This is a genomic window from Parazoarcus sp. PS-13 R2A (assembly GCF_057621855.1).
In genome coordinates this window covers 40,256-53,699 of sequence record NZ_JBYEXN010000027.1, presented here as the reverse complement: position 1 = coordinate 53,699, position 13,444 = coordinate 40,256, and the positions used below count along the sequence as shown (strand labels likewise).

Genomic DNA, 13,444 nt, shown 5'->3' with positions numbered 1-13,444 from the left:
CGGGGACAACGACGCGGAACTGAAAACCGTGGGGGGTACGGTAGGTTCCTTGGGGGAGTGCAGGCATTTCGGGCTCCGTAGCCCACCAGCTCCGTCGTTTTGTACCAGTGTTATGTACTAGTGTTTTGTACCGCTTTAACCCCATAAAGCCTTGAAAACCAAGGAAATCAGGACGTTAAAGGAAAATGACGGAGAGGGTGAGATGCTTCAGGATCACCAAAAACCCCATATATAAATCAATAGCTTACTTAACAACCTCGATGCCTTGTAACACCAACTTGTAACACCAGCAGCGCACGATTACTGACACAGGCCCACAGGCCTTTCAAGCGGGCCTGTTTGCTTGTCCAAACGTCAGATAGAAACAAGGTGTGGGACAAATTGATGTGCGCAGAGCGATAACGGCCACCTCCGCGAACGACGACACAGTTCGTCACCCGCATTAGAATCGTGTCCAATCAGATTAGGATCAGTCGAGCCTGAACTTGCAAGCGCTCGAACACGAGACGACGCCAAGGAGCGGATGTGATAAAGCGCATGGATCACTTCACGATCGTCACAGATCAACTCGACAACACGCACCGCTTCTACACTGAGCTACTCGGACTGGAAGAAGGCCCGCGCCCCCCCTTCCCGGTGCCTGGTTACTGGCTTTACGCGGGCAAGCAAGCCGTGTTGCACGTCGTTGGCGTCGACCAGATGCCTGAGCCGCGGCGCGGTGCGCTTGATCATATGGCATTTCATGCCGAGGGGTTTTCAAAGACGCTGGACCGCCTTGACCACTCAGATACTCCATACCGAATTATCCGTGCGCCTGGCGACGTCCGCACTTGGCAGGTGTTTATGTTCGACCCCAACGGCGTCGAGGTTGAACTCGATTTCGAAGCGACCGAGCGCGCACCTGCTGACTGGAAAGTGCGCGGTCGCGTCACAGCTTCGGGCGCAGATACAAGCTAGATCAGGCCTTCGTAGGAGCCGCCGTCGATCTGCAGATTCTGCCCGCAAATATAGGAAGCCTGAACGGAGCATAGAAAGGCGCAGGCGGCCGCAAACTCCTCAGGTCGGCCGAAACGACCTGCTGCAACGGGTCGCAGCATCTCGGCACGCGCCTCTTCGAGACCAGTTCCCTTCGCACGCGCCAGCGTGTCGATCATGTAGCGAAGACGATCGGTTTCAATCCGCTCGGGCAGCAGGTTGTTGATCGTTACGTTGTCGCGCACGGTCTCCGTCGAGAGCGCTTTGGAGAAAGCGGTCAGTCCGGCACGGGCTGCAGTCGATAAGCCCAGCGGCAGTCGTGGTGACTTCACCATCGCAGAGGTGATGTTGATGATCCGACCGAAGCGCCGCGACCGCATCCCACCCACAACAGCCTGAATAAGCAGGATGGCGGAAAGCATGTTGGCCTCGAGCGCGCCCACCCAGGCGGCATGATCCCAATCGCCAAGCCGACCGGGCTTCGGCCCCCCATTATTCGTCACTAGGATGTCGGGCTCACCACACGAAGCAAGCAGCAACTGACGGCCCTCTTCGGTCGAGAGATCTGCTGCAACCGTGAGCGGGCGGCGCCCCGTCAACGCTCCGATTTCGTCCGCCGTGGTTTCAAGCTGTCGTGCTTCGCGCCCGTTGATCACGACGAAACAGCCTTCGTTTGCGAGTGCAATGGCACAGGCCTTCCCAAGCCCCCGCGATGACGCACAGACAATTGCCTTGCGACCATTCAGTCCAAGATCCATAGAGAACTCCTCAGATTCGTTGCTACGCGCTGCTGATCTTGTCGCAGTTCGCGTCGAAGTTGGCCGCGCCACAAAATCGAGCTCCCCCTGCCGGACTTGACCCGCCCGCCTGACTCTCACCGTTAGCGAGTAATTTTTCGGATCACATTTGAGCATACTGTCCAACAAGTTCAGCCGATCGTATAGATGGCCTTACGCCCTCCCCATCCATCTTCTGAACGAAAAAGATGTGATGCGTGGCAATTCTAGTTGACCTAAATCAAACCTCAGCAGGATTCTGGAGAGCACAATCTCTTTAAGTTACACACTTTTCTTGTTTGTGTATAACTTTTAAAGAAACGCCGCAATCTTCAGGAGGAGGGACGAATGACTGAATCAACAAACCCCAGGCTCTCGGATGGCACTCTGCTATCCGATCTCATCAACCTGGAAACTCGGGAAGTAAAGATGCGGACCCTGTCCGATCCCGAATTGTATGAACTCGAGATGGAGCGCATCTTCGCCAAGACCTGGGTCTTCCTCGGACACGAAACAGAAATCCCGAACAAGGGTGACTTCGTGGTTCGGGACATGGGCTCGGACTCGGTCCTGATGGCGCGGGGCAGTGACGACAACATATACGTTTCACTGAACGTCTGCCCGCACCGCGGGATGAAGATTTCCACCCACGACGTCGGCAACACCCCGGTACATGTCTGCATCTATCACGGCTGGGCCTTTAAGCCGAACGGTGATTTCATCGGCGCCCCGGTGGACAAGGAGTGCATGCACGGCAATTTGCTCACCAAGGAGCAACTGGGATTGAAGAAGGCCCGCGTGGCGATCTACGGCGGTCTGGTATTCGCGACCTGGAACATTGACGGCCCGAGCTTTGACGATTTCCTCGGCGACGCGAAATGGTATTTCGACACCCTTTGGTGCCGCACCAACAAGGGCATGGAGGTGCTCGGCCCCCCGCAGCGCTTCACCATCCGAGCCAACTGGAAAACGGCCTGCGAACAATCCGCTTCCGACGGCTTCCATGTGCTCACCCTGCACCGCTGGCTCTCTGAGGTTGGTCCGTACCGCAAGCCGGGCAGCGAAGGTGGCGGCGGCGATCTGACGCCCGAAATGTATGGATCGGAAGTCTACACGGCACACGCACACACCATGCGCTGCATCGAACTGGACCGAAAAATCCGCCGGCTAACAGGCAAGGAGCCATCCGAGCTGTCAGTCAAGGAAAAGCTCGAAGCCCTGCCCCCCCCCGGCATCACGCCAGCCATGCTCCCTGAAATGATGGAGCGCTTCAGCGAGGATCAGCTCAAGCTGATGACCTGGCGGCCCCCTCAAGTCGGAAATTTCTTTCCCAACGGCCTCTTTGAGTTCGTGTACATCCCCACGCCCGATGGCGTTATCGGTGTGATGGCACTGCACGCCTACGTTCCAAAGGGGCCTGACAAGCTCGAGTTCGTCAATTGGATCCTCGCTGAAAAGGACACGCCGCCCGAACTCAAGGCTCAAATGTTGAGACTTGGCGTCCAGCTGCTCGGCACCTCGGGCATGGTGGAACAGGACGACTCTGACACCTGGCCACATCAAACACTCGCCGCCAAAGGCGCGGTCAGCAAGCACATCACCCTGAAGTATCAGGCGATGTACGAAAACGCAAAACCCGAAGGCTGGCCCGGCCCCGGGGACGTCGGCGATGGCTTCACCAAGGACGACACTCAGTGGCGCTGGTGGCAGTACTGGCACGAACTCATGACGGCCAAGAACTGATCGACATGACGCCCGACAACGACTGACTATCAGGAGACATCCATGCTGCAAGAACTTCTAGAGCCCACCCCGCTGCCGCCCTCCATCAGGAAGAACCGAATTGCCATCGGCAGCGAGATCTACAACACGGTCCTCAACTTCCTCTACGACGAAGCGGAGATGCTCGACAACCTTCGTCTCGGCGAATGGGCGGAACTGCTGACCAAGGATCTCGAATACAACGCGCCCCTGCGTCACACGCGATCGACAGCCCATTTCGCACAGACCTACTCGCGAAACGTTCAGCATCTCCACGAGAACTATGGCTCGATGATGATGCGGGTGAAGCGCATTACTGACACCAAAAGTGCGTGGGGCGAAGACCCACCGTCCAGAGTCAAGCGCATGGTCAGCAACGTCCGCGTCTACACAACCGACAAACCCAACGAACTCAAGGTCGACAGCTACCTGCTGGTAACCCGCAGCCGTTTCGATTTTGACTATTTCGACCTGATCCCCTGCGAACGTCATGACATCCTGCGCCGCGAGGGTGACTCGCTGATGCTCGCACGCCGTGAAATCCTGCTCGATCAGGTCGTCATTGGCACGCCCAACCTCGGAATCATTCTCTAGATCTGTCCAAAGAACATCCACGCCCCCCGGAAGCGGTGGGGCTGGCTCTGTGCGTCCCTATAAATGGCCGCACGATCGAAAAAAACCGGAGACACGCAATGAAACTCGAAGACCTCGTCCTCGTCAGTATCGACGACCATGCAATCGAACCCCCAAACGCCTTTGCGCGCCACATGCCGGCCAGGTTCAAGGGTCGCGAACCCCATATCGAGACCCTCAAGGGTCGCGATGTGTGGGTGTTCGAAGGTCGTGCCACGGGCTACATGGGCCTGAACTCGGTGGTTGGCCGCCCGAAGGAGGAGTACGGCATGGAGCCACTCGGCTACGAGCACATGCGCCGCGGCACTTGGGACGTTCAGTCCCGCGTAGATGACATGAACGCGAACGGCGTGCTCGGCTCACTGTGCTTTCCGACCTTTCCCGGCTTCGCAGGCCAGCGCTTTCAGCAGTACCCTGACGTGCGCGACGTCTCGCTCGCGGCAATCCAGGCCTACAACGACTGGCACCTTCACGACTGGTGTAACGCAGCCCCCGGCCGCTTCATCCCGATGGCGCTGATTCCGTGGTGGGACCCGCAAGCCGCCGCAGCCGAGATCAACCGCATGGCAAAAGGTGGGGTGCATGCCATCTCACTGTCTGACAACCCCGCACTTCACGGCTTCCCCTCGATCCATGACGAATACTGGGATCCAGTATGGAAGGCATGTGCTGACAACGCGGTAGTGATCAACTGTCACATTGGCACCGGTGTGAAAGCGGATCACGCATCCGATCTCTCGCCGATCGATGCCTGGATCACCTCGATGCCGATCTCGATCGCCAACTCGGCTGCCGACTGGATCTGGGCCCCGATGTGGAAGAAATACCCGACACTCAAGATGGCGCTGTCGGAAGGTGGCATCGGCTGGATTCCCTACCTGCTTGAGCGTGCGGACTTCACCCATCGTCATCACAAAGCCTGGACCAATGCCGACTTCGGCGGCAAGAAGCCGAGCGAAGTGTTCAAGGAGCACATCATCACCTGCTTCATCGAGGACGACTTCGGCCTGCAGAACCTGAAGCACATCGGCGAGGACATGGTTGGCTGGGAGTGTGACTACCCGCACTCGGACTGCACCTGGCCCAATTCGCCGGAAGTGGTCTGGGAAAGTTTCAAGCACTTGCCCGATGCGACCATCGACAAGGTGACCCACCTCAACGTGATGCGTGAATACAGCTACGCGCCGTTCGATATCCTCGGCCGCGAAAATTGCACCGTCGGCGCGCTTCGCGCTCAAGCGGCCGCGAAAGGCGTCAATACCGCGCCCACCCAAGGCATGGGCGGCGCTGCACCGAAACGCGAAGCGGGCAAGCCGGTCACCTCTGGCGACATCAACGCGATGTTCAAGCAGGCCGACGCCGAAACCGCACTGTAAGCCCGGGGCCCGAGCTCGGGCCCATCAACATTCGATTCAATCGCAAGGTGTCGCCTCCTGCTGGAGGCGACACGCATCGTCACGCGCATTGCAACTTGCACTTGGGGGAGATGAAAAATGAGTGATCAGTTCGATATTGTGGTTGCCGGCGGCGGCCACAATGGCTTGGTCGCGGCATGCTACCTGCAAAAAGCCGGTCTCAAGGTTTGTGTCGTAGAGAAGAATGACAAGGTCGGCGGCGGCGTAATGACCCGCGAACTGACTGTTCCGGGTTTCAAGCACGACGTATGTTCCGTCGCCCACACGCTGCTGCAGGCCAACCCCCTGCTGCGAAACGACGAGTTGGAGCTGAAGTCGAAATTCGGACTGCGCTACATCAACCCGGACAAGATGACCGCGATTTTCTATGACGATGGCACAACTCTCGAGTTCTATACCGATCTCGAGCGAACATGTGAGGCCATCGCCAAGTTCTCGCAAAAGGACGCCGAAGCATACCGTCGCTTCAATCATCAGGTCTTCCAGAACCTCGACATGATGGTCATGGGCATGTTCCACACCCCGCCAAGCGCAAGTACGCAGGCGGTGATGATGGAGCAGAGCGCCGTGGGGCAGGACCTGATGCGCACCCAGGCGATGAGCGCGTGGGATTTCATCTGCGAATGGTTCGAGAACGACAAGGTCAGAATCGCGCTTGCGCGCTATGCGTCCGAAGCGATGATGAACCCGTTCAACAATGGCACCGGCTTTGGCTTCTACATCATCCTGCCCTTCATGCACCGCTACGGCGTCGGCATCCCGGTGGGCGGATCGGGTGCATTTGCCGACAAGCTGCGCGAATGCCTCGAGTCTCATGGTGGCGTGGTGCGCACCAATGCCCCGGTCAAGCAGATGCGCATGCAGGGCAGCAAGGCTACCGGTGTCGTGCTTCAGTCGGGCGAAGAGATTGTCGCGCGCAAGGCGGTCATCTCGACCATGCACGTGCAACAGGTGTTCCCCGCCATGGTTCCCGGTGCAACGCTGCCCGAAGGCTTCGAGCGCCGCATCCACGGTCTAAAGCGCAACAGCTTTCAGCCGTTCAACCTTCATCTCGCACTGCACGAGGCCCCGCAGTACAAGGTCGGTCCGGCAGTCGACGACTTCTTCTGGGTCGAGCGTTCGCATTCGAACTGGGAAGAATTCGCGCGAGCCTTCTCCGATCTCGAATACGGCATCCCACGGCGGGATTTCATTGCCTACGTGATGCAGGACGTCTTTGACAAGAGACGTGCGCCCGAAGGCAAGCGCGTGCTCAACATGTACGGCTTTGCTCCGTATAACGTCAAGGGCGGGGCGAAAAAATGGGACGAAATCGGCAAGGAGGTCGCTCATGGGTTCCTCGACGACCTGCGCAAGCTCACCACCAATATGAGCGACGACAACATCATCGGATTCTCATGGATGACCCCGCTTGATATCGAGCGTCACAACAACGCCATGATCGGTGCCGACATCCTGCACTTCGGCTCCTACAACTGGCAGATTGGCGGCAACCGTCCAGCACCGGGCTTCGGTCAATACGTGTCCCCGGTGGAAGGCCTGTACCTGTCTGGAGCGAGCACGCACCCCGGTGGTGGCGTCACCGCATCGTCCGGACGCAACGTTGCACGCGTGCTCATGGAAAACCTCGGCATGGACTTCGACAAACTGATCGACGCCTGACGAACCTGCCGGAGGCGCATCGCAACGCCCCTCCGGCACCTTCAGAGCGAGCGGAAACGCTCGGAATCACGGGATCACACCATGAAGATGTTCAGCAAGGACGGGGTCGAGATGATGGAAGTCAAGTCGATCCAACGCGACGGGGAGACCCTGATCATGAAGGGCAAGATCATGGGTTCGATGGCCACTACCATACTGATCAAGCCCGAGGACTGCTGGCAGGCGGTCAAGCTGATTGGCTGGAGCACCCTGCTCCGCATGCCGGGTCTGCTGTTCAGGGGTTATCTGCAGAGTCGTCACCGAACCAAGGCAGCGAAACCGGCCACATGAATCAATCAGCCGGGGATATGCGCGACGCAACAACTACGCCGATAGTTGCGCACAGCAAAAGGCCCGCTGCGCCGTAAGCCAGTGAGATGAGCGATCCCCACAGCGCAGGGGCGAGCACCGAAGCGATGATCGCATTGAACCCGGTCTGCACGAATAGCTGGACAGACGATGCCATGCCTCGCCTGTCCGGCGCACAATCGAGTCCGCGCAGCGTGACGGTCGGGATTGCCAGCGACATCCCCATATTGAAAATCAGGATGTAAACCACGTACCAGCCGATCCCGACCGGCTCGACCACGCATACCGCGATGTTCAAGACAACTGCGCCACTCATGATCATGAACGCGCGCCAGATCGTCGCGCCACGCGACCAACGTTGCGTCATCTTGCCGGACAGTGCCGAACCCAGCACCATGCCAGCAGTTGCAGGGGCGAACAGCCAAAGAAAATCCGTCTCTTTGAGCCCAAGATGGAGCATGAGGAAGACCGGTGCGGAGAGAACATAGATGAACGAAGCGCCGAACATGGATGCATACGACAGCGACCACGCCATGAAGCGCAGATTACCGAACACTGCGAGGTAACCGCAGGCGAGCGACTTCACCCGCAGTGGTTGCCGACGCGAAATGGGGAGCGTCTCATTCAGGCGCAGTAGTACCGCGACGAATAGACCGGATGCCAGAAGACACAAAAACAGAAAGACCGAGCGCCAACCGAAAGCGGCCTGCAACCACCCACCAATCAGCGGTGAAATCGCTGGCGCAAGCCCGAACATCATCACGACATGCGACATCATCCGCTGTGCCTGCGGGCCGTCGTGTAGATCGCGCACCACCGCCCGACCAATGACGATGCCGGCACCCGCAGAGAACCCCTGAAAAGCGCGCAGCACCCAAAGCTCTTCCACACGCGTCGCAAATACGCAGGCCAGCGAAGCAAACGCATAAATTGCCAATCCGACCAGCACAACTCTCCTGCGCCCCAAGGCGTCGGACAGAGAGCCGTGCCATAAGGACATGAAAGCAAACGCCGCAAAATAGATTGCTACCGTTTGCTGGATCGCTGCGACATCAACCGCGAAAACGTGCGCCATCTCGCCGAAAGACGGCAGATAGGTGTTGATCGAGAAGGGCCCGAGCATCGCCAAGCCCGCTAGGATCAGGGTCGTCCCCGTATAACCAGTCGGCGAAGCACGGTCTGAAATCAGGGTCTTCAGCCCCGGAACCCGAGGACTTCGGAGATATCTGCGCCAGGATCTGCATCCGGTCCATAGCTCAAATCACCTCGTCTCTGACGCTCAGCCAACCTTGCCATCAACAATCGATATCGATTGCCGGGCCCATCGAAGCGCGAACTCAGATCACGTCGCTCGGTTGATTCGAAATAGCGCGCGTTCTGCTGGCGTAGCACCGAGTTGTCCTGCGGTTGAATGACATAGGAGATCCTGGGCATCAACCACCGGAAAGGAGCAGGCGCATGTACCGTGTAATTGGTCTGATCGACCCGCGAGCGGTGCTTCCCAACCGGAACAAAAGGTTGCACGTTTGGAATCGCATATCCCGGCGTGAACTCGGGATACGACACGCACACACTATTACGCAGATGCACATGCAGCACCGCCCGCAAATCCTGGTAGCGGGCGCGTACGCCGCCAATCCAGCGCATCACCGGCGCGACCGATTTTTGCTTCACGTTGCGGATGCGCGTCACCGTCTCGGAGGTCGAGAACACCTCGACTTCATCACTTTCCGACTGACCGTCGCCAATCGCATTGGCATGAAGAAAGTCGGCATGGGTCAGGTCGATGAGATTCTCCACCGACAGTGGCGACGCCGCGTCGAAACGCACTGCGCGCTGCGTGTAGCGCGGAATGCCCTGACCGTCACGCGGCAAAAAAGGAATATTCGGAATCAATTCCTCTTGAGCGTGATCCGGATCGCCATACCAGGTCCACACATAGCCATAACACTCCACGACCGGATAACGCCCCGAGCCACCAGTGAAAGCACTTGCGCAAGAACGCATCGCCTCCAGACGGTCTGGACGAAACTCGGCAGCGCGCACCGCAGAACCGTCGCGCCAAAGATAGACATCCTGGTTGTGAACGACCCGCCTTACCGGCCTTGACCCAACATCGGCGCTGTAAGCTACAGGAAACCAGGTATCGCGCAAATCAAGGTTGATCGGCACCCAATCGCGCTTGGAAATTGCCTCACCTTCGTGCGGCACGGTCTTCTGATTAACCTGCTCGTTCATGCCGCACTCTTTTTGAGAAAGGTCGGTGGATTCGGTGAGGTGCTTGCAACGACGAAGGCATGACGCTCAATCGAAGGCGCCACCTCGACAGCAGCGACCGCCCGGCCGTCGACGGCGCCAAAGACATCGAACAAGGTCATGCCTATTGCCTGACGCACGCGCCATTTCAGCGATGTCCCAGCAACTGGGTTTCGGCGCTGAAAGCCGCGCCAGCACAGACTGGTTGTGCCGCGACGATTGGCACTGGCGGCGATCACGATACTGACGAGCAGGACTTCGTCCGAGGTCATCAACTCAACCTGGATATCGCCGCCGTCAAGCGGCACCCGCGTCCGCAACCATAGAGGATAATCCCTCACAAAGGCCGGCCCGGGCCCCTTGCCCGTCCATACTGCACCGCGGTCGAGCACCAGATGCCGCCCCTGCCGTCTCGGGTCGCCAAGAAAGAAATCGGTGATCTGCACGCCGGGGAAGCGGAGCAGACACTCCGGGCCGTCGAGCATCATATCCAGATAGTCATGCAAAGCCAGCCCGACAACCGCAACGCCCGTGCGTTCGGGGCCAAAAGCCTGGTAACCAAAACATGGCAACTCCCCGTGCGGCCTCCCTTCGCCATGCCATACATGGATGAAGCCGTTGCACTCGATGGCTGGAAAAGCGCGCGCGGCGTAACGAGCCGGCACTTTTTCATCCCGCCGCAGATTGGGAATGTCAGCGCACACCCCGCTTGCGCCATCAAAAGTCCAGCCATGATAGGGACACTGCAGACCGTTCGCCTTCACCGGCCCGGGCGATAAGGGCACGCGGCGATGGGGGCAGCGATCCTCCAGCGCGAACACCCCGCCTGCGTCGTTGCGGAAAAGTGCCAGTTGCTCACCCTCGCAGGTTACGGCGAGGGCTTTGTCGCCCTTCACCGCCTCAGCCAGCGCGACGGCCCACCAACGTCCGACCTTCTTTTCGAACATTTCGTTGAACTCAGGCACGGATACGTGCCGTGATCTTGGCGTGTGGCCCGGCAACCTGCGAAGCCCATGCCTCTGCAGCCTGATCCAGGGTGTAGTCGAGGTAGTCGACCTGAATGTTCTCGTCGCGTGAAATTCGCAATAGGCGCTCCCAGATCTCCCTGCGCTCAGATGGGGGGCGTTGGCCAGTACCGATACACGCGAGACTTCGGAACAGCAGATCGGCAATATCCAGATTGACCTGACGCCCAGCGCCGGTTCCGATGGTGAGAATGCGCGCCCCCCAGCGGGTCGCTTTCAGCGCATTGAGCATCGGCTGACCACAGACGAGATCAAGCACGACATCGAAGCCTTCGCCAGCCGCTGCCTTGAGCGCACCGACATCGTCCTCGCCACCGAGCACAACGACCTCGTCGGCAATGCCACGGGCCTTTAGCCGCTGCAGACTCTCCGCAGATCGTGCTGCAGCCACCACCCTGCCAGCGCCAAGATAACGTGCGAGCTGAAGCGCTACCTGCCCGAGCGTACCCGTAGCACCCAGCACCAGCACTTGCTCCCCTTTGCGGATTTTTGCATGCTCAAGCGGCACCAGAGCACCCGTCGCAGCAATGCCCATCGTGATCGCAGTCCTATCGTCCACCCAGTCGGGTACATTCCAGACCTCGGCTTCGGGCACCAGCGTACGCTCCGCCCAGGCCCCGAAAGGCATGACCGAGCGTTCGCCGAAATAGACCCGCCTCCCATCTGTGGCCCGACCAACCCCTTCGCCGCGAATCACGCAGGGGTATTCAACCCCCATGCGATAAGCACCCAACACGTCCCAACCACCCAAACCCGCGGTATCGACTTCGATCAGCACGGCACCATCCAGTGGCACCGGCTCCTGAAACTCCTGCACTGCGGGGGCTGCGCCCCGCTCGCTAATGACGGCTGCTTTCACGATACGCTCCTCACATGCCCTTCGCGCCGGTCTGCGCAAACAGCGCTTTCATCGCAACCAGTGAAGGTGTGTGGGCGGAAAACCCACCATCTGCCACCAGCGTCGACCCGGTCACGAATGCAGCTTCATCACTGGCGAGGAAGGCAACGACATCCGCGATCTGGCGCGGTGTTCCCACATCCGGTGTCAGATGGTTGTCGCGAAGAATCTGGATGACCTCGGCGGGCATGCTGCCGTGAGCATTCTCGGACGGCGCCAACCCGATCTGCATCGCATTGGAGCGAATACCCTGCTTGCCATACTGCGTAGCGATGGACCGGCTGAGCATGATCAATGCGGCCTTGGATGCTGCGTATGCGGATAGCGACAAATCGCCCTGAACCCCAAGGCCGGAGGTTGCAAAAATCAGCGACCCCTTTTCGTTCTTGAGCATTTCGCGCACCGCATACTTCGCACACAGCATCGCGCCCCTCAGGTTCACGCCCATGGCGCGATCCCATGCATCGACGTCCATATTAATTACATCACGATCAAGTCGGCGTTGATCAACACTCAACAAGGCCGCGTTGCTGTACAGCACGTCAACACGCCCGAAACGGACGACAATGGCCTCAACCATGGCCTTGACGTCCGCCTCTACGGAGACGTCGGTACGCACGGCCAAGGCCTTGCCGCCGCTGGCAACGATCTCTGCCGCGACGCGCTCGGCCGCCTCCATGTTGATATCGATAACACCCACGCTAGCACCATGCATCGCCAGGACCCGGGCTGACTCGGCTCCAAGTCCGCCACCTGCGCCGGTAATGATCGCCACGCGCCCTTCAAGTTTTCGATCACTCATGACTGCGGTCTCCAAATATCTTTGTTCTTGTCAAACCTGTGATGCCCACCTCAGCGTCCAGCAAAGTGCGGCGGTCGCTTTTCCTTGAAGGCAAGCGCGGCTTCAGCCGCGTCTTCACTCGGCTTCAAAAGTGCAAACAGATCGAGTTCGAGGTCGAGCCCCTTCTTGAGATCAAGATCAAGAGCCGCACGCGCGGCCCTCTTTACAAACAGGGTCGCAAGCGGTGACCGCGCCGCGATGCTGGCCGCAAAATCAGCAACCTCTGAAAGCAGGGACTCAGTCTTAGTAGAAACCCGGGTAATGAGGCCAATCTCGCGTGCGCGCTCCGCGTTGACCTTGTCTCCCGTCAGCAACAGGTCGAGCGCACGTCCGGGACCGACCACACGAGGAAGACGCTGGGTTCCCCCACCGCCAGGTATCAGGCCCAAGGCTGTTTCTGGAAGGCTGAAAATCGCATCTGGCGTCGCGTAGCGGATATCGCATGCAAGCGCGAGTTCCAACCCGCCACCCATGCAATATCCGTGAATAGCAGCAATGACAGGCTTCTCGGTTTCATCTAACGCTTCGATCCAGCGCGCCCCTTCCATTCGCCCGCGGACCTGGACTGCGGTCTCCGCCCCGCGTTGCTCTTTGATATCAGCGCCAGCGCAGAACCCCCGTGGCCCTTCACCGCGGATCACAATGACCCGTATCTCAGCATCCGCGTTTAGCTCGCGCAAAGCCTCGGGTACACCGACTCGGATGTGGTCGTTGATGGCATTGATCTGAGCGGGCCGGTTAAGGACGATCCAACCGACACTGCCACGCTGCTCCACTGTCACCGCCGCGTTTATCGCACGTACCCGCGTCGTCTCCAGATCAGCCTCGCCCTGCTTCTCAATGCTCGTCACCAT

13 protein-coding genes are annotated in these 13,444 nt (G+C 59.0%); 6 read left to right on the top strand and 7 right to left on the bottom strand.

Going from position 1 to position 13,444, the window contains the following annotated elements; translation table 11 throughout:
* The first annotated feature begins 537 nt into the window (after positions 1-537).
* Positions 538-957 carry a VOC family protein gene (locus AC22G6_RS19570; RefSeq protein ID WP_487368150.1) on the top strand — a complete coding sequence of 140 codons (420 nt, stop codon included), beginning with the start codon at positions 538-540 and terminating at the stop codon, positions 955-957.
* Here AC22G6_RS19570 and AC22G6_RS19565 read toward each other — a convergent pair.
* Entirely contained in the window at positions 954-1,733 is a 780-nt protein-coding gene (locus AC22G6_RS19565; RefSeq protein ID WP_487368149.1) for an SDR family oxidoreductase, read from the bottom strand. The two genes, AC22G6_RS19570 and AC22G6_RS19565, sit on opposite strands and share 4 nt — an antisense overlap.
* Before the next feature lie 366 nt (positions 1,734-2,099).
* Here AC22G6_RS19565 and AC22G6_RS19560 point away from each other — a divergent pair, with 366 nt between their 5' ends.
* The 5 genes from AC22G6_RS19560 (at position 2,100) to AC22G6_RS19540 (ending at position 7,552) form a co-directional block, all read left to right on the top strand.
* On the top strand, positions 2,100-3,494 hold the full coding sequence (locus AC22G6_RS19560) for an aromatic ring-hydroxylating dioxygenase subunit alpha (RefSeq protein ID WP_487368148.1): 1,395 nt from the start codon (positions 2,100-2,102) through the stop codon (positions 3,492-3,494).
* Positions 3,495-3,536: 42 nt separating this feature from the next.
* Positions 3,537-4,106: an aromatic-ring-hydroxylating dioxygenase subunit beta gene (locus tag AC22G6_RS19555; RefSeq protein WP_487368147.1), complete on the top strand. Its 570-nt coding sequence runs from the start codon at positions 3,537-3,539 to the stop codon at positions 4,104-4,106.
* 98 nt (positions 4,107-4,204) lie between these two features.
* Positions 4,205-5,521 carry an amidohydrolase family protein gene (locus tag AC22G6_RS19550; protein WP_487368146.1) on the top strand — a complete coding sequence of 439 codons (1,317 nt, stop codon included), beginning with the start codon at positions 4,205-4,207 and terminating at the stop codon, positions 5,519-5,521.
* Positions 5,522-5,638: 117 nt separating this feature from the next.
* Complete coding sequence (locus AC22G6_RS19545; protein ID WP_487368145.1) at positions 5,639-7,222, top strand: phytoene desaturase family protein; 1,584 nt, start codon at positions 5,639-5,641, stop codon at positions 7,220-7,222.
* Between the two features lie 81 nt (positions 7,223-7,303).
* Complete coding sequence (locus tag AC22G6_RS19540) at positions 7,304-7,552, top strand: hypothetical protein (RefSeq protein ID WP_108947971.1); 249 nt, start codon at positions 7,304-7,306, stop codon at positions 7,550-7,552.
* Position 7,553: 1 nt separating this feature from the next.
* On the opposite strand, the gene AC22G6_RS19535 is transcribed toward AC22G6_RS19540, so the two are convergent.
* The 6 genes from AC22G6_RS19535 to AC22G6_RS19510 all read right to left on the bottom strand — a co-directional run bounded on the left by AC22G6_RS19535 (position 7,554) and on the right by AC22G6_RS19510 (position 13,444).
* Positions 7,554-8,711, bottom strand: a complete 1,158-nt coding sequence (locus AC22G6_RS19535) for a multidrug effflux MFS transporter (RefSeq protein WP_487368151.1) — start codon at positions 8,709-8,711, stop codon at positions 7,554-7,556.
* A gap of 53 nt (positions 8,712-8,764) precedes the next feature.
* Positions 8,765-9,808 (bottom strand): oxygenase, encoded by a 1,044-nt coding sequence (locus AC22G6_RS19530; RefSeq protein ID WP_487368144.1) that lies wholly within the window; start codon positions 9,806-9,808, stop codon positions 8,765-8,767.
* Entirely contained in the window at positions 9,805-10,773 is a 969-nt protein-coding gene (locus tag AC22G6_RS19525) for a Rieske 2Fe-2S domain-containing protein (protein ID WP_487368143.1), read from the bottom strand. Before AC22G6_RS19525 ends, AC22G6_RS19530 begins: the two co-directional genes overlap by 4 nt.
* A gap of 10 nt (positions 10,774-10,783) precedes the next feature.
* Positions 10,784-11,710: a quinone oxidoreductase family protein gene (locus tag AC22G6_RS19520; protein ID WP_108947968.1), complete on the bottom strand. Its 927-nt coding sequence runs from the start codon at positions 11,708-11,710 to the stop codon at positions 10,784-10,786.
* A 10-nt stretch (positions 11,711-11,720) separates the two neighbouring features.
* Positions 11,721-12,524: an SDR family NAD(P)-dependent oxidoreductase gene (locus AC22G6_RS19515; RefSeq protein ID WP_487368142.1), complete on the bottom strand. Its 804-nt coding sequence runs from the start codon at positions 12,522-12,524 to the stop codon at positions 11,721-11,723.
* Between the two features lie 77 nt (positions 12,525-12,601).
* The gene (locus tag AC22G6_RS19510; protein ID WP_108947966.1) at positions 12,602-13,444 is read right to left on the bottom strand and encodes an enoyl-CoA hydratase/isomerase family protein; all 843 of its coding nucleotides are present in this window, start codon (positions 13,442-13,444) and stop codon (positions 12,602-12,604) included.